We start from the raw sequence: 24,771 nt of genomic DNA on the forward strand, positions 1-24,771 counted from the left end.
CAACGGCGAACTCAAAGTGAGTTGATCGTGTTCCTCTCGGAGAATGGTTATCAGAATGAGCGTCGCAGCCTGGACGCCGCAAAGGCTTTGGCGTACTACGCGGACGTCAACCAGCACACGCGGTTGTACGGAATCCATGAAGGGGAGACGCCTCGCCGAAACGGTGAGCCCAATCCTACGAGAAAGGAAAAGCTCAAGCAGCAGAAACTCGCACAGCCTCAACTCTCTGGAATGCGCACGTTGTTCGACTTCAACGAGCACTTCATTGAATTGAGTAATGCGGAAGAGGAAAAGCGTTCGCTTGGGTTCATGCTGCTTCTTCTCTTTGGTTTCATGTGCTGCATACCGCTATTTGGGTTGGCCTTGTCGCTCCCAGATGACCCAATGCTCTCTCGCGACTGGGTCATCAACTTCGCTATCGGCGGATGCATGCTGCTGGCTGCTTGTGCGTTGATCTATTTCCTGGTGTGGCCCTACATGCTTGCGCCCACTTTTCTCACCAGTTTGCGTGCGCGCTACCGCTTCAACCGAACAACCCGCAAGGTCTACGCACTGCGCCCGAATAACTACGGCGGCAATGTGGTGCTCGACTGGGACCGTGTGAACGCGCATGTCCGGTGGGCGCCACCAATATCCTGGACGGTCGAGCAGCTGGCAACGAGCGAGACCGCGCGCGAAGAGCGCCTGCGCTCGGCGGGCCTGGACAGCAATCTGCTTTTGTACTGGCCCCCGCTGGATACCAGCGATCCCGAGCGCAAAGGAGAAGACGTACTCTGGGTCGGGCCCACCGGCAGCGGTGAATCACTGTGGCAGTACATCCGCACCTTCATGGAGGACGGCATGCATGCCGTGCCCCCTCCTTCGAAGCATGAGTGGCTGCGCAAGGGCTTTAGTGGACCGAGCGAGCACCTGGAGGAAACCGTCATGCACGGCTCGCACATGCGCGACGACATCGTCGGCAAGGGAACCTCGGGGGCAACCTATGGGAACTACGCAGCGAATTTCCTCTGGGCGCCGCTGCACAGCCTGGCCGAGCGGTTGTGCTACTGGCCCACATTCCCCGAAGAATGGAACAGCGACTGCGGCCAGAGGCGTCGCGAGAGCGGCATCGGCCCCGAAGAGCCATTGCGCTGGCCGTGCAGGGCGTCGAGGTAGCACGGCATAGCGTGCAGGACGAACTGCAGCCTGGTTGAGGACCTTTCATGTTCGTTCGAGAAAACAGTTACCGGCTGGCCAGGCGCCGCTCCCCCGAAAAAGGCCGCGTCCACATCAACTTGGAAGGGCAAAAACACTGGCCCACCCAGCGTTCCGGTGCGCGCGGCGTCGAGATTCCGAGTCGGGCTGCCTACGCCCAGAACGATGCGTACTTGGAACTGTGCAACCCAGGATGGGATTTGCAGTGGCGTGCCGGAATGGGGAATCTCTATGTTGTGCTGCCGGCTCTCGTGCTGGTATGGATGTGGTACGGATTCGCGGTCCATCCTCTTCTCTTCGAAACGATCATCTTCTTCTGGCCGACCATGCCCTATGGGCAGGACGACTGGCCCTATGTCGCCTTTGGCTGGCTCCTGCTATTTCCCCTTGCGTTAGCCAGCGCCTTCATGATCTTCGCGTGGTTCCACTACATGGGCATGCGCACCTGCTTCTTCACCTTTGCCCGGGGGCGCATCCGCTTCAACCGGCTCACGCGCAAGGTGTATGTGCTGCGTCCTGGCTACTGCGGAGGCAACGTGGTGCTGGACTGGGAGCGCTTGGTGGCACTGTTCGAGCCCGAAGGCACCAGCGCGGGCGCCAAGCAGACCATCAAGGCGCTCGCGCTTTACCACCCGCCGTTCGACCGGACCGATCCGAGTGCCAAGGGTGAAGACTGCATCTTCGGGGGCCCAGGCTTGTCGGGTCCGCAGGAGGCGGCGTCTCTGTGGGAGTACATCCGCCAGTACATGGAAGCCGGCCCCACCGTCGATCACGTGCCCGCCGACGCTTCTTCCACCTACAAGGGCATCGCGCGCTATCTGCATCCGGACTACACCACCTATTGCGGCAAGCCGAGCCGACGCCAGTACCAGTTGGAGCAGAAGCCGGGCTTCATGGAGACGAGCTTCCACATGATCAGCCAGATCACCTGCTCGTGGCCGACATTCCCGAAGGAATGGCAAAGCGATTCAGGCATGGGCGAACCGGAAGACAAGCCGGTGCAGACGGGCGCCGTGACGACAGCGCTCGTCTACCGGGCACAAGGCAAGCTGAGCAAGGCCGATGACATCGAGTTCCTGCAGCACTGGGGAACCGCCGAGGCGGTGCAAGAAGCGATGCCGCGCAAGGAATGAATGCGCCTGCACATTACGGCGTGTGCACTGCACTCCAAGCGAAATGCTGAACCGCGCCGCGCCCCCACTCAACCCGCCACGCCAAACCCCGTGTCGAAGGTCCCCTTCACATCCAGCGGCTGCCTGATGAGCCCCACCTGCCGGTAGAAATCCGCCGTGCCCTGTTGGTCAGCGATGACCTGCGCATCGATGGGTATCCACCTCTGCTGGCGGCGCTCGAACTGCAGCTTGGCCGCTTCGGGGGGAATGCCGATGATGCGGGCCAGTGCGGCCGAGTAGGCATCGACGTTGCGGTACGACCAGAGCTGGGCCTTCACCACGCGCTGCAGAAAGTCCTGCAGCACCGGCCGCTTGGCGGCAATGGCGGCGTCGGTGGCCGCGAGGTAGCTTAGGCCGGGCAGCAGGCCGCGTCCGCTCACGAGCACGCGCGCGTGGCGGCTGACCTCGGCCAGCGCGGTGTAGGGCTCCCAGGTGGCCCAGGCATCGACCGAGCCCTGCGTGAGCGCGAGCTTGGCGTCGGCCGGCGCAAGGAAGCGGATGTTGACCTCCTCGGGCTTGAGTCCCGCCGCGGTGATGGCCTTGAGCGTCACGTAGTGGCCGATGGAGCCGCGGTTGGTCGCGATGCTCTTGCCCTTGAGATCGGCCGCGGTCTTGAGCGGCGAATCGGGCCGCACCAGCACAGCCGTGCCGTACGAATCCGAACGGTTCGCGCCGATGGCCTTGACGCGCGTGCCGGCCGCAAGCGCAAAGATGAGCGGCGCATCGCCGATGGGTCCGGAATCGACCGCCGCGGCGTTCAGCGCTTCGGCCAGCGGCGCAGCGGCGGGGAATTCCGACCACTGGATGTCATAGCCAAGGCCTTCGAGCCCGCCGGCCGCTTCGAGCAGCGCGCGCAGCCCGCCCTTCTGATCGCCGGCCTTGAGAACAGGGCGGCCCTGTGCGCGGGCCTGCAATGAGAAAACAGGCAAGGCCACGGCAGCGGCAAGGCCGCTTGCGAGGAGCTGTCGGCGCGATCGGTTGAGATGTGGGTTCATGGGTTCTCCGTGTTCAGTTAAAAAATAGGTCAATGGATGAAGCCGCCCTTGACGAAGCGCACCGGCTGCGCGTCCATGCGGGCGATCAGCGCGCCCAGGCCATCGGCGGGCGGTGCGGCAGCGCCCTGCCCCCACGCGACGGGCGCACGTTCGCTGCGGCACAGCAGGTCGTCGTCCGACCAGCCCGTCTTGCCGGGCGCACCGCGTGCGCGCAGCCAGCCGTCGCGATCGGCAATCAGCTGGGTGCCGGCGAGTTGATCGGTGCCGGCGATGAGCGACAGCGCCTCCCATGCGGCGGCGGAGTCGGCCACGCAATCGGCGGAAGTTGCAACTGCGCTCGAAGGCGGCCGCAGCAGCACGGTGACGAGGCGCGGGTCTTCGGTGAGCACCGCATCGCCCGCCACGATGCGCATGCGCTGCCCGCGCCAGCTCGCAAGCAAGCGCGGCGGCTGCGAACCGCAGCGCACCGCCATGTCGGGCAGGCCGATGGGTTGCGGCCAACTGCCGAGCGCGCGCAGGCTCTGGCCCGCGCCCTGCGCCTTCATGTAGTCGACCAGCGCCCAGGCCTCGGCCTCGCCGAGCTTTCCGGCAAAGCCTGGCATGGTGGGTTGGCCACCCCGCTGCGCATCGCGCGTGCCGTGGAGGATGCGCCAGAGCAGGTCGCCATCGGCGCGCCGCCACAGCAGCGGGCCGCTGAGGTCCGGCGGCCACACCGCCAGCGAGGCGGCGAGCGGGCCTTCGCCCTTGCCGTCTGCGCCGTGGCAGGCCACGCAGTTCTGCTGGTAGAGCACGCGGCCTTGCGCGATGGAAGCGGCCGTGAAGCCGGTCGGCGATGCGTGGAAGCTCGCGGGCGTCGCGGGCACCAGCACCACGTGCGACTCGGGCCAGGGCGCGGCGATCAGCAGCATCGGCACCAGCGCCAGCAGGTAGTAGCGCGGGCGCCGCCAGAACAGCGTGAGCAGCAACGCCAGTGCCGCCACGGCGACGAACACCAGCGTCCATGCGAGGCTGCGCGCCTGCCCCAGGTCGATCAGCAGGTTCTCGCCCGACAGCCGCCGTGCCCATGGCCACGCCGGCTGGCCGTGCACATGCTGCGTGAGGCCGAGCGCATCGAGCGCGCGCAGCAGTTGCAGCTGGGCGCCTTGCAGCAGGCCGATCAGCAGGTTGAGCCAATCGGCCTCGGGCGTGCTGTTCATCTCACCAGGTGGCGTCGAGCCCCAGGTGCCGCAACGCCTCGTGCCGCAATTGCGCCAAACGCGCATGGCCGCGATGCCGCGGATACGGCAGGTCGACCACGATCTCCGCCGCAATGCGCGCCGGCCGGTCGCTCAGCACGATCACGCGGTTGGCGAGGAACAGGGCCTCTTCCACATCGTGCGTCACCAGCAGCGCCGAGAAGCCCGCACGCTGCCACAGGTTGACCAGCTCGCTCTGCATCGCGATGCGCGTGAGCGAATCGAGCTTGCCGAGCGGCTCGTCGAGCACCAGCAGTTGCGGATCGTTGACCAGCGCACGCGCCAGCGCCACGCGCTGTGCCATGCCGCCCGAGAGCTGGTGCGGAAAGGCCTTGGCAAAGTCGCTGAGGCCGACAAGCTTCAGCGCCTCGTCGACGCGCCCGCGCTGCGCCTTGAGCACGCCGCGCGCCTGCAGGCCCAGCGCCACGTTGTCCCACACGCTGCGCCAGGGGTAGAGCGTCGGGTCCTGGAACACGACGATGCGCGAAGGGTCGGGCCGCGTGATGGGTGCATCGTCCTGCGTGATGCGACCGGCCGTGGCGGGCTCGAGCCCGGCCACGAGGCGCAGCAGCGTCGACTTGCCGCAGCCGCTCGGCCCCAGCAGCGCGACGAACTCGCCGGGCTTCACCGCAAGGTCGATGTCGTCGAGCACCTGCAGCGGCCCTGCGGGCACATCGAACCAGTGGCTCACGCCGCGGATGTCGATCTGCGCGCCGGCCTGGCGCACGCCTGCTTCGGCAACGGCGGCGGCTACCATTTCACGGTCCCCTTCTGCCACGACAGCACGCGGTCGCGCACCTTGAAGAGCAGCGTGATCAAGCCCGAGCACAGCCCGGCCATCACGATCAGCGCGGCATACATGTTCGAGTACGAGGCCCAGCCCTGCGCCCATGAAAGGTAGAAGCCCAGCCCCGCCTTCACGCCCATCATCTCGGCCGTGACGAGCACCGAGAACGCCGCGCCCAGCCCCATGAAAAGGCCCACGAACACCTGCGGCAAGGCAGCCGGAATGGCCACGCGCAGCACCAGGAAGCGCTCGCTCGCGCCCATGGTGCGCGCCACGTCGTAGTAGTTGCGGTTGACGCCCGCCACCCCCGACCAGGTGAGCACCGCCACCGGAAATCCGGTCGCCAGCGCGATCAAAAACACCGCGGCCGCATAGCTCGACGGAAAGAAGAAGAACGCCAGCGGCAGCAGCGCCGAAGCCGGCACCGGTCCCACGAAGCGCAGCACCGGATGCACCCAGTAGCCTGCGATGCGCGACCAGCCGATGGTCACGCCCGTGAGAAAGCCCGCGAGCGCGCCCAGCACGAAGCCATGCGCGAGCAGCCGGGTCGAATGCAGCAGGCTTTCTCCGAGGCGGCGCCAGTCGTCGATGTAGGTCTCGACCAGGCTTTGCGGCGGCGCAAAGAACGGCGTGGGCAGCAGCGCGAGCTTGGCGGTCGCGATCTCCCAGATCGCGAACAGCACGGGCAGCGCGACGAGCCATGGGCCCGCTGGCCGCAGTGCAATCGCGACGCGGCCGGCGCGCGGCCCGAGCGATGCGGCGGCCAGCAGCAGTGCGCCCACCGCGAGGGCGGCGATGCCGAACTCGTCGGTGTAGGCCCAGTCGCTGAAGCCGACGGCCTTGTTCGGCCAGTAGAGCGTGAGCAGGCCGAGGGCGAACCATGTGGCTGCGGCGGCGAAACCGATGCGCCATGGGGGCAGGGCCGCTTGGATACGGGGCGATGTCGAAATGGGAGCCGGCGTGCGTTCGGGCGCCGCTGCCCCCACCCTGGCCCTCCCCCGGAAGGGGAGGGATTCGAAGCCGAATGCGGGGTCGGGGGTGCTCATGCGAGTGGATCGAAAGAGACGTGTTCGGCAAAGCGCACCGGATCGGTGGTCTTCTTGAGCACGCCAACGCCGCGGAAATCGCGCGCATAGAACTCCACCTCGTCGCGCAGGTTCTTGCCAAGCGGATGGTGGTTGTGCGTGAGCGTGCCGAGCAGTGCGCGCAGGTCTTCGATCGGCACCTTGGGCGAATACTTCGCAAATAGCTTGGCGGATTCGTTCGGGTTCTCGGCCACGTAGTCGGACGCTTGCGCAATGGCGCGCACCAGCGCAGCCACGGCCGGCTTGTCCTTGCGCACGAGTTCGCCGCGCGCGCCGACGATGCAGCAGACCTTGTCTTTGTATTCGCCCGAGAGGTTGCTCGCAATCTCCACGAAGGCGCCCTTGTTGCGCTTCTCGATCAGGTAGACGTTCGGGTCGCCATCTGCAATCGCATGGATCTCGCCCTTCTGCACGGCAATGTCGAGCAGGTCGGCCGGGTACTGGCGCCAGGTCACGTCCTTGTCGGCATCGATGCCGTTCTTCGCGAGCAGGATCGAGAAGAAGTTCTTGCCCGGGCTCGCGATGTCCGACACGCCGATGATCTTGCCCTTGAGGTTTGCGATGCTGGTCGCACCTGCGCTCTTCGCGCCCACCAGCCGCACGCAGCCGCCGTGCGAGCTGCCGACGATCTTCACGTCGAAGCCCGACTCCAGCGGCTTGAGCCAGCGGTGGATCATGCCCACCGCCGCATCGGCCTTGGCCGTGGCCAGCGACTCCAGCAGCTGGTCGGTGGAACCGGTGTAGTTGATCAGGTCCACCTGCAGGCCGTTGCGCTCGAAGTAGCCGCGCTCTTGCGCGACGACGACGGGCGAGAGGCAGAACGCGGCGGCGTTCCATGCAAAGGTGAGCTTGCGCGCCTGCTGCGAGAAGGCCTGCGAGGCGATCAGGCCGCCAGAGGCGACCACGGCGGCGGCGGCGCCTCCGCGCAGGACACCCCGGCGCGATACGGGGCGTGAGAAAGAAGCGGTCATCGAGAACTCCAGTGGTTTTTCTTCAGAGCAGCAGTTCGGGCTCCGCCTCGACCAGGCCTTGGTAGAGGCTGTCGAAGGAATGAATGGCGCCCTCCGGCCCTCCGATCTGGCTGTGCGTGTGGCGCGCGGTTTCCTCGTCGATGGGCTGCGGCTTGCCGGCGGCCTCGGCGAGAAGTTGCGTGTGGCAGGCGTTGTCGAGCGCGATGTACCACCACGCGGCGGCCTCCACCGTCGGGCCCGCAGTCAGGATGCCGTGGTTCTTGAGGATCGCGCCCTTCTTGTCGCCCAGCGCCCGCGCGATGCGCTCGCCCTCGCTGGTGTCGACCACCATGCCGGTGAAGTCGTCGAACAGCGCCACGTCGCCATGGAACACGCAGCTGTCCTGCGTGATCGTGTCGAGCTTGCGGCCAAGCGTCGACCAAGCCTTGCCGTAGGTCGAATGCGTGTGGGCGGCGGCAACGATCTTCGGGTTGTGCTCGTGGATCGCGGCATGGATGGCGAAGGCGGCCTTGTTGAGCGGCCGGTCGCCGATCACCGTCTCTCCCTTCGAATTGACGAGCAGCAGGTCGGAGACCTTGATGCGCGAGAAGTGGATGCCCAGCGGGTTGACCCAGAAGTGGTCGCTGAGCTCCGGGTCGCGCGCGGTGATGTGGCCCGCGAGGCCTTGGGCGAAGCCAAAGCGCGCGAACAGGCGGAACGCGCCTGCCAAGCGCTCCTGCCGGTGGCGGCGCTCGGCCTGCACGCTGGTGCGCGGCGGGACTGGGTCGAACCAGTACTTCTGCTGCGGGTGGGGGTTGAGCTCGAGCGGCTGGGGGGCGTTGCGGTCGATGGAAAGAACGGCATTCATCGGAGATCTCTTGGGGTATTGGGTGTTGCTCCTTCCCCTTCCGGGGGAAGGCTGGGATGGGGGCACGACGGCTTCAAACGCCATGGCGGTGGTCAAGGCCGCTTGCCCCCACCCCTGCCCTCCCCCGGAAGGGGAGGGAGCAAGACAGATCAGGCGGCCTTGCGGATGGAAGCCGCACGCTGCGCCACCAGCTCGCGCACACGCGGAATCAGCTCGCGTCCATAGTCGACCGCGTCTTCCAGTGGATCGAAGCCGCGGATCAGGAAGGTGGTCACGCCCAGGTCGTAGTAGTCGAGCAGCGCATCGGCCACCTGTTCGGGCGTGCCGACCAGCGCGGTGCTGTTGGAACGGCCGCCGATCTCCTGCGCCACCGCCGTCCACAGGCGCTTGTCGAGCCGCGTGCCCTTCTCGGCCGCGGCGAGCAGGCGCTTCGCACCTTCGCTCTGCTGCGGCCCGCCGCGGTTGTAGCCCTGCACCACGCGCAGGCGCTTCGTCTCGGCCAGGATGTTCTCGGCGCGCGCCCATGCGGCCTCTTCGGTCTGCGCGAGGATCGGGCGGAACGACACCGAGAAGCGCACGCTGCGCCCGTGCTTGGCGGCCTCGGCACGCACGCGCGCCGTGAGCTCGCGCGCCTGCTCGAGCGACTCGCCCCACAGCGCATACACGTCGGCGTACTTGCCGGCCACCGGAATCGCCGCCTCCGAGGCACCGCCAAAGTACACCGGCACATGCGGCTTGCCGTTGCGCGTCTGCACCGGCTTCACTTCGGAGAAAGCGTTCTGGAAGCGGTAGAGCGCGCCTTCGTGGTCGAAGGGCTTGTCGGCGGTCCACACCTTGTGCAGCACGTCGAGGTATTCGTCGGTGCGCGCATAGCGCTGGTCATGGCCGAGCCAGTCGCCGTCGCGGCGCTGTTCCTCGTCGGAGCCGCCCGAGATGTAGTGCACCGCGAGCCGGCCGCCGCTGAACTGGTCGAGCGAGGCGAACTGCCGCGCCGCCAGCGTGGGCGCCACGAAACCCGGGCGGTGCGCAAGCATGAAGTGGATGCGCTCGGTGACCGATGCGGCATAGGCCACGGTCAGCGTGGCGTCGGGGCCAGTGGAATGGTGCGGCACCAGCACGCGGTCGAAGCCCGCGTTCTCGTGCGCCTGGGCAAAGGCGCGCACGTAGTCGCGGTCGATGGCCGGGCCCTTGGCCGCGTGGATCTCCGAGACCTTCTGGCCCTGGATCATGCCGATGAATTCAACGTCGTTCTGGCTCATGGTGTCCTCGTGTTTTCAGGGTGATGTGTGTGTTGTTCAGGCGGCGGGCAGGCGCAGCACGCTCTCGAAGCGACGGTCCCACAGGGGCTTCACGTCGGCGGGCCCGTCGAGCACGCCGATCTTCAGGAAGGTGTCGGCCACCTCCTGGTGGCTGCGCACCACTGCATCGGTGACCGGGCCCAGGCTGTAGTCGCCGCTGCGGCCGTTGAAGAGCTCGACCAGGTCGCCGACCGGAACGCGCGTCTCGGCCGACTGCGCACGCGCATAGGCCAGGAAGTTGCCGTTGATCCATGCGAAGGCGCGCTGCAGGCGCTGCAGCAGGTCGCCCAGCGCCGCGCGGCGCAGTTCATCGTCGAGCGCACGCGGGTTGGCGTAGATCGGGAAGTTGCCCGAGAGGTAGCCCACGCCGGTCTTGATGGTGCGCGCGCCGTACTGCGTGCGCGCCAGCTGGCCGTTGTAGCCGTAGATGGCCCAGGCATCGAGGTCGCCGCGCGCGAAGGCCGAGAGGCCGTCCGAGGGCGTGAGGCTCACGGCCTGGATGTCGCTGAACGAAAGCCCCGCCTCGGCCAGCTGCCTGGCCAGGTAGTAGTGCGAGGTGGTGGCGCGCACGTAGCCCACGCGCTTGCCCTTGAAGTCGGCGATGCGGCGGATCGGCGAATCCTTGCGCGCCAGCGTGGCCTGGTTGTTGAGGTCTTCATGCGTCACAGCCACCAGCCGCACGCTGGATTTCTGGCGCGCCGCGAACACCGGCGGAATCTCGCTGCCCGAGCCCAGGTCGAGCGCATCGCCGTTGATGGCCTCGATGTGCAGCACGCCGTTGTTGAGCTCGCGCCAGTCGATCTTGTAGGGCGTATTGGCCTGGCCGGAAGCCTGCAGCAGCGGCCGCCAGAGCCCCTTGTAGGTGCCCACGCGCAGTGTGACGCCAGAGAGGTCGCGCGCCGGCGCCGCGCCCACCGCGGCCAGGGCGCCCCAGCCTGCGGCGGCTTGGAGCAGGCGTCGCCTGTCGATGGGGAAGTCAGATGTCATGCACCGGACCGTACCGAGGCAGCCGGCAAAAGCGAACGCAGAAAAACGAGTTTGCATATGCGGGATGCGTCGTTTCCGGCCCGGCGCGGCCCCGGTACCGTGCGCAACCATGAGTGCACTCCCCTTGCGCCGCCCGCCGGCCACGAATGAAGACCACCCCACGCCTGCCACCGTCGATGCCGCATTGCTCGCGCATCTGTCGGCGCAGTTCGCCGCCACCGCGGCCGACCACGACCGCAGCGGCGCCTTTCCGCATCCGAACTTCGCGGCCTTGCAGTCGCACGGCCTCGTCGGCCTGGTGGCGCCCGCGGCGCACGGCGGCGGCGGCGCCACGCTGGCCACGGCGCGGCGCGTGATCGCGGCCGTGGCGCGCGGTGAGCCGGCCACAGCGCTGATCCTGACGATGACCTACCTGCAGCACCACGCGCTCGCACGCAGCGACAGCCGCTGGCCACCGCACCTGCGCGAGCGGGTGCTGCGCAGTGCGGTGGAACGCGGTGCGCTCATCAACGCGCTGCGCGTCGAGCCCGCGCTCGGCTCGCCCGCGCGCGGCGGGCTGCCCGCGACGATCGCACGCCGCGAAGGCAGCGGCTGGATGATCGACGGCCACAAGCTCTACACGACCGGCATCGAGGGCTTGTCGTGGCTCGCCGTATGGGCCCGCACCGACGAGGCCGTGCCGCGCACCGGCGTGTTCCTGGTGCCGCGCGATGCACCCGGCGTGCGCGTGATCGCAAGCTGGGACCATCTGGGCCTGCGCGCCTCGGGCAGCCACGAGGTGGTGTTCGAGAACGTGGCGATCGATCTCGACCACGCGGTCGACCTTCGCGCCCCGGCCGACTGGGCACCCGATGCCGGCAGCCAGACCGACATCGACGCCCACGCCGCGCAGCAGGCCTGGATGACGGTGCTGCTCGGCAGCCTCTACGACGCGGTGGCGCAGGCCGCGCGCGGCTGGCTGGTGAGCTTCCTGAACCATCGTGCGCCCGGCAGCCTGGGTGCGCCGCTCGCGAGCCTTGCGCGCGTGCAGGAGCATGTGGGAGAGATCGAGGCGCTGCTTCGCACCAACCGCGTGCTGCTCGACGATGCGACGCGCGCCGTCGACGAAGGCCGCGCGCAGCCGGCCACTGACAGCGGCCTGCTCAAGTACACCGTGACGGGCAACGCGGTCCGCGCGGTCGAACTCGCGCTGCAGCTCAGCGGCAACCACGGCCTCGCGCGGCAGAACCCGCTCGAGCGGCACTACCGCGACGTGCTGTGCAGCCGCATCCACACGCCGCAGAACGACGCGATCCTGGTTGCGGCCGGCAAGCGCGCATTGCTTTCCGAGGGGGCCGCCGCATGACCGACCTGCTGTTCTCCAAGGCCTCGCGCCGCCATTGGCTCAAGCAGGGCGCGGCGCTATCGTTCGCAGCCACCGCGCCGCTGGGCGCATGGGCGCAAGCGCAAACCACGCTGGTGCTTGGCGACCAGGCCGGCGGCCTGCGCGCGCTGTTCGAGGCCTCGAAGGCGCTCGAAGGCGCGCCCTTCGCCTACCGCTGGGCCAACTTCCAGGGCGCGGCGCCGCTGTTCGAGGCGCAGCGCAGCGCGGCCGTCGACACCGCAGTGGCGGGCGACCTGCCGGTGCTGGCAGCGGCGGTCGGCCGGACGCCGCTCAAGATCGTCGCCACGCGCGTCGGCAAGGCCGATGCCCTGGGCATCGTGGTGCAGCCCGATTCGCCGTTGCGCCAGGTGGCCGACCTGCGCGGCAAGACGGTGATCGTGTCGTCCGCGCGCGGCAGCATCTCGCAGTACCAGCTCTACGGCGCGCTCGAGGAAGCCGGTGTGCGGCGCGACGAGGTCACGGTGAAGTTCGTGCTGCCGACCGATGCGGCCGCGGCCTTCGCGTCGAAGCAGATCGACGCCTGGGCTGTCTTCGATCCCTACTACACCATCGCGCTGCAGCAGGGCGGGCGCATCCTGCGCGACGGGCGCGGCATCAACACGGCGCTGGGCTTCATCACCGCGAGCGAGCCTTCGCTGGCCGACCCTGCCAAGCGCGCCGCCATCGTGCAGTTTCTGGACCGGCTGGCGCGCGCGGGCGAATGGGCGCTGGCCAACCCCGAGGCCTATGCGCAGGCCTACAGCCAGCTCACGCGCCTGCCGATCGAATCGGCCCGCATCATCACGGCGCGCGCCTCGGTCACGGGCCGGCCGGTGTCCGAAGCCGACATTGCCGCGCTGCAGACGGTGGCCGACCGCTCGGCGCGCGACGGCATTCTGCCGCTGCGCGTGGAGGTGCGCGCCATCACCGATGCGCAGCTGTGGAAGCGTCCCGCGTGAGCCGCGCGTCTGGCGCCATCGCGCCGCTGCGTGAATTCGTCATCGCATTCGGCCGCCTGCTCGACAGCGGCCCCAACGAGCCGCGCATTCTTTCCGAAGGCGGCGCCCTGCTCCGCCAGCTGGTGGCGCAGGACGACTGGCTGCCCGATGCCTTTGCCCAGCCCGACCCGGCGCGCTACCAGCAGTTCTTGCTGCACGCCGACAGCACCGAGCGCTTCTCGGTCGTGAGCTTTGTCTGGGGACCGGGGCAGGCGACGCCGGTGCACGACCACACGGTGTGGGGCCTGATCGGCATGCTGCGCGGCGCCGAATACAGCCAGGCCTATGCCGTGGGCAGCGACGACCTGGCGCGGCCGCAAGGCGAAGCGGTGCGGCTCGACGCCGGCGACGTGGAGGCCGTGTCGCCCGCCCTCGGCGACCTGCATCGCGTGCACAACGCGCATGCAGACCGCGTATCCATCAGCATCCACGTGTACGGCGCCAACATCGGCGCCGTCCAGCGGCATACTTACCCGGCCGAGGGCGCACGCAAGCCCTTTGTCTCGGGCTACTCCAACACGCTGCTTCCCAACCTGTGGGACCGCTCATCCGAACCCAGATCGACGACGACATCCGCATGACGACCACCGCCTTCCCCCTGCTGCCCTTCGCCGCCGTGTGCGCGCGCCTGCTCGCACGCGACGAAACCGCGCTGCTCGACGTGCGCGAGGAAGACCCCTTCGCGCAGGAGCATCCGCTGTGGGCCGCGAACCTGCCGCTCTCGCGCATCGAGATCGAGGCCTGGCGGCGCATTCCGCGGCGGGACACCTTCATCGTGCTGTACGGCGCGCACAACGGCACCGACCTGGCGCCGCTCGCCGCGCGCACGCTGGCTGCAATCGGCTACACCAACCTGCACCTGCTCGAAGGCGGCCTCGAAGGCTGGCGCGCGGCCGGCGGCGAGCTGTTCCGCGACGTGAACGTGCCGAGCAAGTCCTTCGGCGAACTGGTCGAGCACGAACGGCACACGCCCTCGCTCTCCGCGCCCGAGGTGAAGGCGCTGGTCGAGGGCCAGGCCAACGTGGTGGTGCTCGACGCGCGCCGCTTCGACGAATACCGCACCATGAGCATTCCCTCGGCCACCAGCGTACCCGGCGCCGAGCTGGTGCTGCGCGTGCGCGAGCTGGCACCCGACCCGGCCACGCAGGTGATCGTCAATTGCGCGGGCCGCACGCGCAGCATCATCGGTACGCAGTCGCTGGTGAATGCGGGCATTCCGAACCCGGTGGCGGCGCTGCGCAACGGCACCATCGGCTGGAAGCTCGCGGGCCAGGTGCTCGACCATGGCGCGGACCGCAAGGCGCCGGCCGTGGTGTCCGATGCGCACCGCGTGCAGGCACAGGCCGATGCGCGGCGCGTGGCCGAGAGGGCCGGCGTGCGCCGCATCGGGCTCGATGCGCTGCACGCGCTGGAGGCCCCGGGGCGCACCGTGTACCGCTTCGACGTACGCACGCCCGAGGAATACGAGGCCGGCCACCTGCCCGGCTTTGCGAGCGCACCCGGCGGCCAGCTGGTGCAGGAAACCGATCACCAGGTGCCGGTGCGCGGCGCACGCATCGTGCTGGCCGACGACGACGGCGTGCGGGCATCGATGAGCGCGTCCTGGCTCGCGCAGATGGGCTGGGAGGTCTACGTGCCCGACGCGGTGCCGCCCGCCTCGGCCTTCACCGAGACCGCTGCGCCGCTGCCCGCCTACCCGCCCGCCGCGGCCGCCGTGGCGGAGATCTCGCCCGCGGAGCTGGCGGCCTTGCTGAAGCAGCAGATCGGCACCGCGGTGATCGACGTGACCACCAGCGCCAATTACGTGAAGCGCCACATCCCGGGTGCCTGGTACGCCATCCGCGCGCAGCTCGCGGGTGCGATCGACGCGGCCATTCCCGCATCGCAACGCTATGTGCTGACCTGCGGCAGCAGCCTGCTCGCACGTTACGCCGCGGCCGACCTGCGCCTGCTGCTCGATGCGCGCGGCCAGCGCGACGTGGAAGTTCTGGTGCTGGCCGGCGGCAACGCGGCATGGTTTGCGGCAGGCCTGGAGGCGGAAACCGGCGAGACGCGGCTTGCGACGCCGCGCACCGACCGCTACCGCAGGCCCTACGAAGGCACCGATGCACCGGCGGAGGCCATGCAGGCCTACCTGGACTGGGAATACGGCCTGGTCGCGCAGCTGGCGCGCGACGGCACGCACCATTTCCACGTGATCTGAGGCGCGGTGCGACGGCCGGCTTGCAACCGGCCGGTCACATTATTTCGCGGGGGTAAAGGAGGTCATCCGCCGTTCGCGCGGGGCGTTTTCTGGGAATACCCATCACAACTCGTCCCAGGAGCATCGCCATGAGACTGCCTGTTCTCGCCCTCTCGGCCGCCGCGCTGGCGGCCACCCTGACCGGCTGCGTGGTCGCGCCGGCGCAGCCTGTCTACACGGCGCCACCGGGCGTTGCCTACGTGGCCCCGACCTATGTGTCGCCGGGCGTGGGTTTCGTCTGGAGCTACCACCCGCGCTACGGCTATGGCTGGCACCACCCGCGCTACGGCTGGCACCGCGGATGGAGGTGAGCCCCGGGCGGGGCCTCAGCTGGTTTCGGCGCTCTTGAAGAGGGCCGCGACCTTGCGCTTGGTCTTGATGTTGCTCGAGATGCCGCGCGAAGGCGTTGCCTTGGCGGCGGCTTCCCAGGCCGGCGTGGCGTCGGCCTGGCCCGGTTCGTAGGGCTTGTCGAAGAACGGATCGCGCGGCGCGGAAGGTGCGCGGTGCGGGCGTCCGCCGCCGCGCCGGGCTTCGGTCTCGCGGCGCTCGCGCGGCTGGTCGAGCACGTCGCGCGCATCGCCGGCTTCGCCTTCTTCGCGCCAGTGGCGGCGTCCGTCGTTGATGCGGCCGCGCGGGCGGTCTTCCTCGAACTCGACGGGTTCGAGCTCGATCTTCTTCTTGATCAGCTTCTCGATGTCGGCCACCAGGCGCGCGTCGTTGCCGCCGCTCGCAAAGCTCACGGCCAGGCCCGAGGCGCCGGCGCGGCCGGTGCGGCCGATGCGGTGCACGTAGTCTTCGGCGTTGAACGGAATGTCGAAGTTGAAGACCGCGGGCACGTCCTTGATGTCGAGGCCGCGGGCCGCGACGTCGGTGCACACCAGCAGGTCGACCTCGCCGGCCTTGAACGAGGCGAGCGCCTTCAGGCGTTCGTCCTGGCTCTTGTCGCCGTGCAGCGCGGTGGTGCGAAGGCCGTCGCGCTCGAGCGAACGCGCCAGGCGCGCACAGCCGAGCTTGCTGTTGACGAACACGAAGGCCTGCGTGATGCCGCGCTGCTTCACGATCTGCTTGAGCGCGCGGCGCTTGTCGTCGTCGGTCACGCTGTAGAAGTGCTGCTCGACGGTGGAGGCCGTTTCGTTCGGCCGCGCCACCTCGATGGTGACCGGGTTCTGCAGGTAGCTGCCCGCAAGCCGCTTGATCTCGGGCGAGAAGGTGGCCGAGAACAGGAGCGTGGTGCGCTGCTTGGGCAGGTAGCTCAGGATGCGCTGCAGGTCGGGCAGGAAGCCGATGTCCAGCATGCGGTCGGCCTCGTCGAGCACCACGTACTCCACCTGGTTGAGCACCGCGTTCTTGGCCTCGATGTGATCGAGCAGCCGGCCCGGCGTGGCCACCAGCACTTCGACGCCCTTCTTGAGCTCGAGCGTCTGCGGCTTCATGTCGATGCCGCCGAACACCACCGTGCTGCGCAGGTTGGTGTACTTGGCGTACAGCTTGACCTGCTGGGCCACCTGGTCGGCCAGTTCGCGCGTGGGCAACAGCACCAGCGCACGCACCGGATGCCGCGCGGGCGAGGTGGAGGCGTTCTCGTGCTTGAGCATGCGCTGCAGCAGCGGCAGCGAAAACGCCGCGGTCTTGCCGGTGCCGGTCTGCGCGGCCCCCATCACGTCCTGCCCCGAAAGCACGACCGGAATGGCCTGTTCCTGGATGGGAGTCATGGTTTCGTAGCCCATTTCGGCTACGGCGCGCGCCAGCGGTTCCGCCAGCGATAGATTGGAGAAGGAGCTTGTCATTAAGCCTTCTATTGTCGCACTGCCGCAAAAAATGGCAGTGACAGCCGCGCGACAAACTCCGCGCCGGCTGTATTGCTACTTATTTCATAGCAACAAACTCAGTGCCTGCGCGGCCTTTCCGGCATCAATGCTCAAAGATTGCGTGCATTGAAGGTGTCGCAGGACTTGACATCGCCGCTTTGATAGCCCGCGCCGAACCAGCGCTGGCGCTGCGCGCTCGATCCGTGGGTGAAGCTGTCGGGCACCACGGCGCGGCCCGCGGAACGCTGCAGCGCGTCGTCGCCGATCTTCTGCGCGGCATTCATCGCGGCCTCGATGTCGCCCGGGTCGAGCCACTTCTTCGACTCCTGCGAATGGTGCGCCCAGATGCCGGCAAAGCAGTCGGCCTGCAGCTCGACGCGAACGCTCAGCGCGTTGTTCTGCGACTGGCTCAGGCGCCCGCGCATGCCGTCGACCTTGGCGGTCACGCCGAGCTCGTCCTGCACGTGGTGGCCGACCTCGTGCGCAATGACGTAGGCCTGCGCGAATTCGCCGGGCGCGCCGAGCTGGTTCTTGAGCGTGTCGTAGAAGCCCAGGTCGATGTAGACCTTCTTGTCGCCGGGGCAGTAGAACGGCCCCATCGCCGCCTGGCCGGTGCCGCATGCCGTGGGCGTGGCGCCGCGGAACAGCACGAGCCGCGGCGGCTGGTAGCTGCCGCCGTTCTGCCGGAAGATGTTCGTCCAGACCACCTCGGTGTTGCGCAGCACGGTCGAGACGAAGGCTGCTTCGCGGTCGTTCGAGGGCGGCTTGGGCGCAGGGCCTTGCTGTTGCTGCACCTGCACCTGTTCGCCACCGCCGCCGCTCAGCAGGCTGAGCACGGTCAGCGGATTGATGCCGAAGATCCAGCCTGCGATCAGCGCCACGGCAATGGTGCCGATGCCGATGCTGCGCCCGCCGATGAAGCCGCCTCCACCGCCGCCGCCGTCTTCACCGCGGCGGTCTTCCACGTTCTCGGATTGTTCGTTGCCTTCCCATCTCATCGCAGTCTCCTTGCCGGCCTTGCAGGGTTTTGCCGGATCGCCTCTGGATGGTACTTGGCCCGGCCGCCGGCTGCGTAACCGGCGGTCAGAATGCGCGGATCAGGTCTTGGGCAGCGTGACGCCGCGCTGTCCCTGGTATTTGCCGCCGCGGTCCTTGTAGCTGGTTTCGCAGACTTCGTCGCTCTCGAAGAACAGCACCTGCGCGCAGCCCTCGCCCGCGTAGATCTTGGCGGGCAGCGGCGTGGTGTTGCTGAATTCGAGCGTCACGTAGCCTTCCCATTCGGGCTCGAAGGGCGTCACGTTGACGATGATGCCGCAGCGCGCATAGGTGCTCTTGCCCAGGCAGATGGTGAGCACGTTGCGCGGGATGCGGAAGTACTCGACCGTACGCGCCAGCGCGAAGCTGTTGGGCGGGATGATGCAGTAGTCGCCGTGCATGTCGACGAAGCTCTTCTCGTCGAAGTTCTTCGGGTCGACCACGGTGCTGTGGATGTTGGTGAAAACCTTGAATTCAGGCGCGCACCGGATGTCGTAGCCGTAGCTCGAAGTGCCATAGCTGATGATCTTGTGGCCGGCGGCTTCGCGCACCTGGCCGGGCTCGAAGGGCTCGATCATGCCGGTCTGCTCGGCCATGCGCCGGATCCATTTGTCGCTCTTGATGCTCATATGCGGTCGCTGATGCTGCTGCGGGGAGGAATGGCGCGAATTGTGGCATGCGCCATGCCTCGGCCCTGCGGCGAGCTTGCGGCTATCCCGCCTGCGAGATCACCGTGCGCTCCACCAGCCGGTCGTCGCCCAGCACGATCATCGCGAACAGCAGCTCCTCGAGGCCGTTCGCGCGCGCGGCCTTGCGGGCCAGCAGCGGCGTGGCCTGGGGGTTGAGCACGAGGAAGTCGGCCTCGCAGCCGGGCTGCAGGTTGCCGACCACGCCATCCAGCCCCAGCGCGCGCGCCGCGCCGCCGGTGTGGCGCCACCAGAGCTCGGAAGGCGCGATGCTCAGGCCGGCCTTGGTCTGGCCCTCGCGGCCCACGTAGTAGGCGGCCAGCATCGTGTGGAAGGGGCTGAAGCTGGTGCCGCCGCCCACGTCGCTGGCCAGGCCGTAGGGGTAGCCCACGCGGTCGGCCGCGCCAAAGTCGAAGAAGCCGCTGCCCAAAAACAGGTTGCTGGTCGGGCTCACGGCCGCGGCCGTCTTCGTGTCGCGCAGCAGCGCGCGGTCGGTGTCGTCCAGGTAGATGCAGTGCGCGTACACGGCGCGCTCGCGCATCAGCCCGAAGCCGGCGTACACGTCGAGGTAGGAGCGCGCCTGGGGATAGAGCTCGCGCACCCAGGCCACCTCGTCGCGGTTCTCGGCCACGTGCGACTGGATCCAGGTGTCGGGGTACTTTGCGGCCAGCTCTCCCGCGCCGCGCATCTGGGCGTCGGTGCTCGCGGGCGCGAAGCGCGGGGTGATGGCGTAGCCCAGCCGGCCGGTGTTGTGCCACTTGCGGATCAGCGCCTCGGTGTCGATGAGGCTCTGCTCGGTTTCGTCGCGCACGCCGTCGGGCGAATGCCGGTCCTGCAGCACCTTGCCGCTGATCATGCGCAGGCCGCGGCGCTGGGCGCCCTCGAAGAACGCATCGACCGAGGCCACGTGCGAAGTCGCAAAGGCCAGCGCGGTGGTGACGCCGTTGCGCAGCAGTTCGCCGAAGAACACGTCGGCCACCTCGTTCGAATGCGCAGGGTCGGCAAACCTGGCTTCCGCCGGGAAGGTGTAGTTCTCGAGCCAGGGCAAGAGCCCCGGCGAGGGCGAACCGATGATGTCGGTCTGCGGAAAGTGGATGTGCATGTCCACGAAGCCCGGCGCGAGGATGCGGCCCGGCAGGTGCGTCAGCTCGGCATCGGGGTGGCGCGGCGACACGGCGGCATGGCTGCCGGCATCGAGCACGCGCTGGCGGCCGGCGCTGTCGGGCGCGACGACCAGCAGGCCGTCTTCATCGAAAACGGGCAGGCCGGCATCGTCGAATCGCAGGAGGGAGGCGCGGTAGGCTTTTTTCATCGTGGCTGCCGAGGGTAATCCAGGCCCGGGCCGCTGCAATTTCCATGTGCGTATGAGTGCTATACGGCAAAGCCACTCGGCGGGCGCCCGGCCGGTCAGCGCGTCACGCGCCCCTGCACGCCTTCCACCAGCCAGTTCATCTTCAGGATCTGCTCGTCGTTCAGCTGCGCACCCCTGGCGATGACGACGTGGCCCTCGTTGTCGCGCACATCGGCCGCCACCGCGCGGAAGGGCTGCAGCCTGCCTTCCGCGATGTCCTTCTGCCGCGCCAGCACTTCCTGCTGCACCGCCTTGGGCACCTTGCTGCCGAAGTCGCCGACGCGGATCATTCCCTCCTTCACGCCGCCCCACACGTTGCCGCTCTTCCAGCTGCCGTCGAGCACCGCGCGCGCACGCTCGGTGTAGTAGCCGCCCCACTGGTGCGTGACGGCGACGATCTGCGCGTCGGGCGCGATCTTGCGCATGTCGGAGTGGTAGGCCACGGCCAGCTTGCCGCGCTCCTGCGCCGCGGCCATGACCGCCGTGGAGCCGGTGTGGAAGGCGATGACGTCGGCGTTCTGGTTGAACAGCGCCATGGCCGCGTCGCGCTCCTTCGGCGGATCGAACCATTCGTTGAGCCACACCACGGCCACCTTGGCATTCGGGTTCACCGAGCGCATGCCGAGCGTGAAGGCGTTGATGCCCTGCAGCACTTCGGGGATCGGAAAGCCCGCCACGTAGCCGGCCATGTTCGTCTTCGTCATGCGGCCGGCCGCAATGCCCGCGAGATAGCGGCCTTCGTAGTAGCGCGCATTGGCGGTGGCGACATTGGGCGCGGTCTTGTAGCCGGTGATCGATTCGAACTTCACCCCAGGGAAGTCTCGCGCCACCTTGAGCGTCGGCTCCATGTAGCCGAAGCTGGGCGTGAAGATCAGCTGGTTGCCCTGCTGCGCGAGGTCGCGGATCACGCGCTCGGCGTCGGCGCCTTCGGGCACGTTCTCGACGAAGGTGGTACTGACCTTGCCGCCGAGCGCCGCATCGACGGCCTTGCGGCCCTCTTCGTGCTGGCGCACCCAGCCGGCATCGGTGACCGGCGTGACGTAGACGAAGCCGATCTTCAGCGGCTCCTTGGAAGCCTGCGGCTGCGAAAAGGCGGGGGATAGAAAACAAGCGGCTGCCCACGCCAGAACGGCGCGGCCCGCGAGGTTTTTGTACATGGTGGTCCTCTACATGGCCCCGGAAACGACAAACCCCGCAACAGGCCGGGGCGCCTGATGCGGGGTCGGGATTTTAGTGCGGTGCCGCCGGCGCGCCGCGCGCAGGGCCTATTCGCTCACCACCGCGCTGCGGTAGGCCGCGTCGGCCTTGATCTCGGCTTCGGAGAACGGCACCCTCCGCCACTGCCCCGCGCTGTAGGCGCGCGTGTAGTCGGCGTTGTGCGCCGAGGCCGGGTCGTCCGACAGCGAGAACGTGAGGAAGGTATGCGCCTCCACGCCGCCTTCGGGGAAGCGCACGACCTGCATGTAGCTGTTGCCGTTCGGGTTGCCGTCCATCGTGTAGCCGCCCTTGTCGAGCCGGTTCTCCGAGCAGGCGATGGTGAAGTAGCCCGGGCCGTGGCAGCCGCCATACAGCGGAATCTTCTGGCCGCTGCGCGTGGCGAACAGGTAGTCGCCGCGCTGCGCATCGAGCGCGAAGCCGCTGGCTTCCACGCGCGCGATGGCTGCGCCGAAGGCCTGCTGCAGCGCGGCCTGCGCACCGGGCTTCAGGTCGCGCGGCGTGTGGATCGGATCGCTCGCGCTGAACGGCACGTTGTAGAGCGTGGCCGCGGACTGCAACGATGCGCGGTTCCAGAACTCGTCCCAGATGTGGGCGCCGCGCGCACCGGTCACGCCGGTGTTGTTCCAGGCCTGGAGCGCCGCGCAGGCCGGGCCGGTGTCCACGTCGCGCCCGATGGCGGCGCTGCCTTGCGGATCGGTTGCCACGTTGATCGTTGGCGTTGCGCACACCATGGCCAGCGCCTGGTCCTTGAACAGTTCGGCCGTCAGCACGCGGCTGTTGAGCACCATCTGCTTGACGGTGTCGGCCGTGGCCGCCTTGCCGGCGTAGTTGTCGCTGCCGTCGATCCGACCCTGCGCCAGCAGGTTGCCCAGGCGCGTGCGGAAGCTCACGGCCTCCGTGCCGGCCGGACCCATGATGTCCGGATAGCCGGTCATCGGCGCCTTCGGGTTCGCGAGCCAGTAGCTGTCGTTCGAATTCTCGACGTAGTCCTCGCGCATCAGGCTCGGCATGCGGGAGGCGCCGAGCGCGCCCTTCTGGGCGGAATCGGCATCGGTCTGCCAGTCGCAGGCACTCCTGGAGCCATCGAAGACCGGCACGCGCGGCAGCGAAGCGCCGATCGCCGCGCCCAGCGGCGTCGTGCAGCTCGCCACCTGGGCGGGCGACACATTGGGGATCGCGCCGATGTCGGCATACCAGGCCTTGGGCGCGCCGCGGCCCACGGCCACGGTGTTGACCCACGGAATGGCCGACTCCTCGCGCTGGATGGCGATGAATTCGTCGAGCGACTTCGCCTGGTTCCAGCGCAGCCAGTTGCGGAAGGTGCGGTAGTTCTCGCCGTTGATGTCGCGGATCGCGAAGGCCGTGGTCTGGCTCCATGCCAGCGCGGCGTTCAGCGGCGCCAGGTTGACCATCGGCCCGTACTCCGACTTGTAGAGCGTGCGCGTCACCGGCGCCATGCTGCCGTCGGCCTGCTTCACGTTGACCGTGATCTCGTGCGCCTGCATCTTCACGGCGCTGCCGTCGCGCATGTAGCGGGTCGGGTCGCCCGCCGCCAGCTTGAGTTCGAAGAAGCCGAAGCGGCGCGCGGTCGACACCGTGTGGCTCCATGCGATGTTGTCGTTGAAGCCGATCAGGATCACCGGAATGCCCAGGAAGGAGGTGCCGCTGATGTTGAGCTGGCCCGGGATCGTGAGCTGCGCCTGGTAGAAGCGGTCGGGCCCGCGCCAGTACCAGTGCGGATTGCCGAAGAGCAGCGGGCTCGCGTCGCCGGTGGCCGCGGTGCCGAAGCCGATCATGTTGCTGCCGACGCCTTCGTGCCCGCCCACCTGCAGCTCGGGCAGGCGCATGCCGGCTGCCGCGAGTTGCAGCCTGGCCTTGTCGAGCCTGCCGCGTGCGGCGGTCTTGGCGGGCGCAGCCGGTGCCGGAGCGATCGCGTTGGCGATGTTCGGCAGGAAGTTGCTGTAGCCGCCCGCGAGGTTGGCCGCGTACATGCGGCGGTAGATGTCCTCGGCCGCGATCGGCTTCACCCAGGCTTCGCTCCGGCAGGCCTCGTGCGCCGCGCCGCCGGCCTTCAGGTCGCGCAGATAGCGGTTGTAGCCCGCGGCAAAGCCCTCGACCAGTTGCCGGAGGTTGTCGGGCTGCGCGGCGATCATCTTCTCGAGCACGTCGGCCGAGATCACGTGCTTGTGGAAGAAGTCGGAATCGATGTTCTTCGGCCGCCCGATGGTGCTGCCGGCCACGAGCTGCGCGTCGCCGCCAAGGTACTGCGAACGCTCGCCGCGGTAGGTGAGGAACGAGTCGGCCATGGTGCAGAGGTTGTCCTCGGCCTGCGCATAACCGTAGCCGTAGCCCGCGCCGGACCAGGTGTCGGCCTTGATGTGCGGCACACCCATCGCGGTACGACGGATCTCGGCCTTGTAGGCGCCTTCGGCCGGCGGGCTGCCGGGCGGGTTGCCAGCGACGGGCGGGAACGAGAACCCGTTGCCTCCACCGCCGCCGCAGGCGGTGAGTACGGCCGCGGTTGCCAACGCGAGCAGGGACAGCGGCATGGCGCCGCGCGAGGATGTCTGTCTCATGGATGTCTCCGGTTGATGCTCTCTTGATGGAGCACCTTGCAGCCTACGCATGGAGACAGGCCGCGGCTTGAACGCAGCCGCTGTCATGCGGGCGACTCAGTGGGCGGTCGCGTGGCCCCAGGCGTGCGACGCCTGCGCGTCCGCCGTCACATGCACCCGGCTCGCGAGAAACGACGGCGGGAGCCCGAAGTAACGCTGGAAGGTACGGCTCATGTGCGCCGCATCGGTGAAGCCGCTGACCAGCGCCACGTCGGTGAGCGGCCGGTGGCCGGTGAACTGCTGCACCGTGCGCCGCACCTTGGTCCACAACGCATAGCGCTTGACCGACACACCCACCTGCTCGGCGAAGAGATGCGTCAGCCGGTCGGGCGATAGGCAGGCCACGGCCGAGAGTTTCTTCAGCGGGATCTGGCCGGCGTGTTCGCGGATGGCCTGCAGCACGCGTTCGATGCGCCGGTCGATCGGCGGCGCGAGTTCCGGGCATCCGGTGATCGCCTCGACCATCTTTGCGCTGAGCGACTGCAGCCGGGCGTCGCCGAGCAGCCCGCGCTGCGCGGGTTCGAAGTCGTCGCGCAGCTTGCCGAAGCAGCGCGCATCGATCGGCTCGATGCCGTGGCCGCCCATGCAGCGCGCGAGCATGCGGTAGGCGCTCGATGCCGGATCGAGGTTGAGCGACAGCAGCCCGCAACCATCGACGTCGAGCCGGCGCGACACATGCGGAGCCACCAGCGCGGCGGTACAGTGCACGCGCGTGCCATCGAGCGCCTCGAGCATGAACGGATGGCCGCTGACCGACGCCAGCAGCGTCGCCGACGAGCGCGCCGTGAGCCCCGACTGGATCGCCGGCGTGATGTAGAGAAACCTGTCGTCCCAGAGGTGCAGGAAGTTTTGCTGCGTGGTCATGCCGTGTCTCTTTTTTGTCT

The 24,771-nt window shown here is 68.3% G+C and carries 22 protein-coding genes; 7 read left to right on the forward strand and 15 right to left on the reverse strand.

The genetic code is table 11. From position 1 onward, the window contains the following. The first annotated feature begins 27 nt into the window (after window positions 1–27). Both AC1DMS_RS13915 and AC1DMS_RS13920 read left to right on the forward strand, forming a co-directional pair. A complete protein-coding gene (locus AC1DMS_RS13915; RefSeq protein ID WP_478181207.1) occupies window positions 28–1,155 on the forward strand; it encodes an MFS transporter in 1,128 nt (375 codons plus the stop codon). Between the two features lie 47 nt (window positions 1,156–1,202). Next, window positions 1,203–2,327, forward strand: a complete 1,125-nt coding sequence (locus AC1DMS_RS13920) for a hypothetical protein (protein WP_478181208.1) — start codon at window positions 1,203–1,205, stop codon at window positions 2,325–2,327. Window positions 2,328–2,395: 68 nt separating this feature from the next. On the opposite strand, the gene AC1DMS_RS13925 is transcribed toward AC1DMS_RS13920, so the two are convergent. From AC1DMS_RS13925 to AC1DMS_RS13960, 8 genes are all read right to left on the reverse strand, one after another. Beyond that, on the reverse strand, window positions 2,396–3,361 hold the full coding sequence (locus AC1DMS_RS13925; protein ID WP_478181209.1) for an ABC transporter substrate-binding protein: 966 nt from the start codon (window positions 3,359–3,361) through the stop codon (window positions 2,396–2,398). A 29-nt stretch (window positions 3,362–3,390) separates the two neighbouring features. Further along, window positions 3,391–4,557: a c-type cytochrome gene (locus AC1DMS_RS13930; protein ID WP_018905397.1), complete on the reverse strand. Its 1,167-nt coding sequence runs from the start codon at window positions 4,555–4,557 to the stop codon at window positions 3,391–3,393. A gap of 1 nt (window position 4,558) precedes the next feature. Next, on the reverse strand, window positions 4,559–5,353 hold the full coding sequence (locus AC1DMS_RS13935) for an ABC transporter ATP-binding protein (RefSeq protein ID WP_018905396.1): 795 nt from the start codon (window positions 5,351–5,353) through the stop codon (window positions 4,559–4,561). Continuing rightward, window positions 5,347–6,429, reverse strand: a complete 1,083-nt coding sequence (locus AC1DMS_RS13940) for an ABC transporter permease (RefSeq protein ID WP_478181210.1) — start codon at window positions 6,427–6,429, stop codon at window positions 5,347–5,349. Before AC1DMS_RS13940 ends, AC1DMS_RS13935 begins: the two co-directional genes overlap by 7 nt. Continuing rightward, window positions 6,426–7,439, reverse strand: a complete 1,014-nt coding sequence (locus AC1DMS_RS13945) for an ABC transporter substrate-binding protein (RefSeq protein ID WP_478181211.1) — start codon at window positions 7,437–7,439, stop codon at window positions 6,426–6,428. Before AC1DMS_RS13945 ends, AC1DMS_RS13940 begins: the two co-directional genes overlap by 4 nt. Before the next feature lie 22 nt (window positions 7,440–7,461). Beyond that, the gene (locus tag AC1DMS_RS13950) at window positions 7,462–8,286 is read right to left on the reverse strand and encodes a class II aldolase/adducin family protein (RefSeq protein WP_478181212.1); all 825 of its coding nucleotides are present in this window, start codon (window positions 8,284–8,286) and stop codon (window positions 7,462–7,464) included. 149 nt (window positions 8,287–8,435) lie between these two features. Beyond that, window positions 8,436–9,545, reverse strand: a complete 1,110-nt coding sequence (locus AC1DMS_RS13955; protein WP_478181213.1) for an LLM class flavin-dependent oxidoreductase — start codon at window positions 9,543–9,545, stop codon at window positions 8,436–8,438. A gap of 36 nt (window positions 9,546–9,581) precedes the next feature. Beyond that, window positions 9,582–10,571 (reverse strand): ABC transporter substrate-binding protein, encoded by a 990-nt coding sequence (locus tag AC1DMS_RS13960; RefSeq protein WP_478181214.1) that lies wholly within the window; start codon window positions 10,569–10,571, stop codon window positions 9,582–9,584. Window positions 10,572–10,680: 109 nt separating this feature from the next. On the opposite strand from AC1DMS_RS13960, the gene AC1DMS_RS13965 reads away from it, so the two are divergent. The 5 genes from AC1DMS_RS13965 to AC1DMS_RS13985 all read left to right on the forward strand — a co-directional run bounded on the left by AC1DMS_RS13965 (window position 10,681) and on the right by AC1DMS_RS13985 (window position 15,485). Beyond that, entirely contained in the window at window positions 10,681–11,916 is a 1,236-nt protein-coding gene (locus AC1DMS_RS13965) for an acyl-CoA dehydrogenase family protein (protein ID WP_478181215.1), read from the forward strand. Continuing rightward, window positions 11,913–12,893, forward strand: a complete 981-nt coding sequence (locus AC1DMS_RS13970) for an ABC transporter substrate-binding protein (protein ID WP_478181216.1) — start codon at window positions 11,913–11,915, stop codon at window positions 12,891–12,893. The genes AC1DMS_RS13965 and AC1DMS_RS13970 overlap by 4 nt, the downstream gene beginning before the upstream one ends. Then, window positions 12,890–13,513 (forward strand): cysteine dioxygenase family protein, encoded by a 624-nt coding sequence (locus AC1DMS_RS13975; RefSeq protein WP_478181217.1) that lies wholly within the window; start codon window positions 12,890–12,892, stop codon window positions 13,511–13,513. The genes AC1DMS_RS13970 and AC1DMS_RS13975 overlap by 4 nt, the downstream gene beginning before the upstream one ends. Next, complete coding sequence (locus AC1DMS_RS13980) at window positions 13,510–15,135, forward strand: rhodanese-related sulfurtransferase (protein ID WP_478181218.1); 1,626 nt, start codon at window positions 13,510–13,512, stop codon at window positions 15,133–15,135. Before AC1DMS_RS13975 ends, AC1DMS_RS13980 begins: the two co-directional genes overlap by 4 nt. 128 nt (window positions 15,136–15,263) lie before the next feature. Beyond that, window positions 15,264–15,485: a hypothetical protein gene (locus AC1DMS_RS13985; protein WP_015866653.1), complete on the forward strand. Its 222-nt coding sequence runs from the start codon at window positions 15,264–15,266 to the stop codon at window positions 15,483–15,485. 15 nt (window positions 15,486–15,500) lie between these two features. On the opposite strand, the gene AC1DMS_RS13990 is transcribed toward AC1DMS_RS13985, so the two are convergent. The 7 genes from AC1DMS_RS13990 to AC1DMS_RS14020 all read right to left on the reverse strand — a co-directional run bounded on the left by AC1DMS_RS13990 (window position 15,501) and on the right by AC1DMS_RS14020 (window position 24,751). Continuing rightward, on the reverse strand, window positions 15,501–16,961 hold the full coding sequence (locus AC1DMS_RS13990) for a DEAD/DEAH box helicase (RefSeq protein ID WP_478181219.1): 1,461 nt from the start codon (window positions 16,959–16,961) through the stop codon (window positions 15,501–15,503). Between the two features lie 131 nt (window positions 16,962–17,092). Beyond that, window positions 17,093–17,980 (reverse strand): KPN_02809 family neutral zinc metallopeptidase, encoded by an 888-nt coding sequence (gene ypfJ / locus AC1DMS_RS13995; RefSeq protein ID WP_478181220.1) that lies wholly within the window; start codon window positions 17,978–17,980, stop codon window positions 17,093–17,095. Between the two features lie 99 nt (window positions 17,981–18,079). Next, the gene (gene dcd / locus AC1DMS_RS14000; RefSeq protein WP_018905384.1) at window positions 18,080–18,646 is read right to left on the reverse strand and encodes a dCTP deaminase; all 567 of its coding nucleotides are present in this window, start codon (window positions 18,644–18,646) and stop codon (window positions 18,080–18,082) included. 82 nt (window positions 18,647–18,728) lie between these two features. Then, window positions 18,729–20,015, reverse strand: coding sequence for a guanine deaminase (guaD, locus tag AC1DMS_RS14005; protein WP_478181221.1), 1,287 nt, complete (start codon window positions 20,013–20,015; stop codon window positions 18,729–18,731). 95 nt (window positions 20,016–20,110) lie between these two features. Next, a complete protein-coding gene (locus AC1DMS_RS14010; protein ID WP_478181222.1) occupies window positions 20,111–21,211 on the reverse strand; it encodes a BMP family ABC transporter substrate-binding protein in 1,101 nt (366 codons plus the stop codon). 108 nt (window positions 21,212–21,319) lie between these two features. Further along, window positions 21,320–23,848: a penicillin acylase family protein gene (locus tag AC1DMS_RS14015; protein WP_018905381.1), complete on the reverse strand. Its 2,529-nt coding sequence runs from the start codon at window positions 23,846–23,848 to the stop codon at window positions 21,320–21,322. A gap of 96 nt (window positions 23,849–23,944) precedes the next feature. Then, window positions 23,945–24,751, reverse strand: coding sequence for a helix-turn-helix domain-containing protein (locus AC1DMS_RS14020; RefSeq protein WP_018905380.1), 807 nt, complete (start codon window positions 24,749–24,751; stop codon window positions 23,945–23,947). Window positions 24,752–24,771 lie beyond the last annotated feature (20 nt).

This window comes from Variovorax sp. 05T418 (assembly GCF_056396385.1).

What these genes read in the sequence shown, in the direction of transcription:
- AC1DMS_RS13960 (WP_478181214.1), bottom strand. Translation starts at nt 10,571, where the DNA reads ATGACATCTGACTTCCCCATCGACAGGCGACGCCTGCTCCAAGCCGCC.
- AC1DMS_RS14020 (WP_018905380.1), bottom strand. Translation starts at nt 24,751, where the DNA reads ATGACCACGCAGCAAAACTTCCTGCACCTCTGGGACGACAGGTTTCTC.
- AC1DMS_RS13955 (WP_478181213.1), bottom strand. Translation starts at nt 9,545, where the DNA reads ATGAGCCAGAACGACGTTGAATTCATCGGCATGATCCAGGGCCAGAAG.
- AC1DMS_RS13940 (WP_478181210.1), bottom strand. Translation starts at nt 6,429, where the DNA reads ATGAGCACCCCCGACCCCGCATTCGGCTTCGAATCCCTCCCCTTCCGG.
- AC1DMS_RS13935 (WP_018905396.1), bottom strand. Translation starts at nt 5,353, where the DNA reads ATGGTAGCCGCCGCCGTTGCCGAAGCAGGCGTGCGCCAGGCCGGCGCG.
- AC1DMS_RS13950 (WP_478181212.1), bottom strand. Translation starts at nt 8,286, where the DNA reads ATGAATGCCGTTCTTTCCATCGACCGCAACGCCCCCCAGCCGCTCGAG.
- AC1DMS_RS13990 (WP_478181219.1), bottom strand. Translation starts at nt 16,961, where the DNA reads ATGACAAGCTCCTTCTCCAATCTATCGCTGGCGGAACCGCTGGCGCGC.
- AC1DMS_RS13925 (WP_478181209.1), bottom strand. Translation starts at nt 3,361, where the DNA reads ATGAACCCACATCTCAACCGATCGCGCCGACAGCTCCTCGCAAGCGGC.
- AC1DMS_RS13930 (WP_018905397.1), bottom strand. Translation starts at nt 4,557, where the DNA reads ATGAACAGCACGCCCGAGGCCGATTGGCTCAACCTGCTGATCGGCCTG.
- AC1DMS_RS13970 (WP_478181216.1), top strand. Translation starts at nt 11,913, where the DNA reads ATGACCGACCTGCTGTTCTCCAAGGCCTCGCGCCGCCATTGGCTCAAG.
- AC1DMS_RS14015 (WP_018905381.1), bottom strand. Translation starts at nt 23,848, where the DNA reads ATGAGACAGACATCCTCGCGCGGCGCCATGCCGCTGTCCCTGCTCGCG.
- ypfJ (WP_478181220.1), bottom strand. Translation starts at nt 17,980, where the DNA reads ATGAGATGGGAAGGCAACGAACAATCCGAGAACGTGGAAGACCGCCGC.
- AC1DMS_RS13985 (WP_015866653.1), top strand. Translation starts at nt 15,264, where the DNA reads ATGAGACTGCCTGTTCTCGCCCTCTCGGCCGCCGCGCTGGCGGCCACC.
- AC1DMS_RS14010 (WP_478181222.1), bottom strand. Translation starts at nt 21,211, where the DNA reads ATGTACAAAAACCTCGCGGGCCGCGCCGTTCTGGCGTGGGCAGCCGCT.
- AC1DMS_RS13920 (WP_478181208.1), top strand. Translation starts at nt 1,203, where the DNA reads ATGTTCGTTCGAGAAAACAGTTACCGGCTGGCCAGGCGCCGCTCCCCC.
- AC1DMS_RS13945 (WP_478181211.1), bottom strand. Translation starts at nt 7,439, where the DNA reads ATGACCGCTTCTTTCTCACGCCCCGTATCGCGCCGGGGTGTCCTGCGC.
- AC1DMS_RS13980 (WP_478181218.1), top strand. Translation starts at nt 13,510, where the DNA reads ATGACGACCACCGCCTTCCCCCTGCTGCCCTTCGCCGCCGTGTGCGCG.
- dcd (WP_018905384.1), bottom strand. Translation starts at nt 18,646, where the DNA reads ATGAGCATCAAGAGCGACAAATGGATCCGGCGCATGGCCGAGCAGACC.
- guaD (WP_478181221.1), bottom strand. Translation starts at nt 20,015, where the DNA reads ATGAAAAAAGCCTACCGCGCCTCCCTCCTGCGATTCGACGATGCCGGC.
- AC1DMS_RS13965 (WP_478181215.1), top strand. Translation starts at nt 10,681, where the DNA reads ATGAGTGCACTCCCCTTGCGCCGCCCGCCGGCCACGAATGAAGACCAC.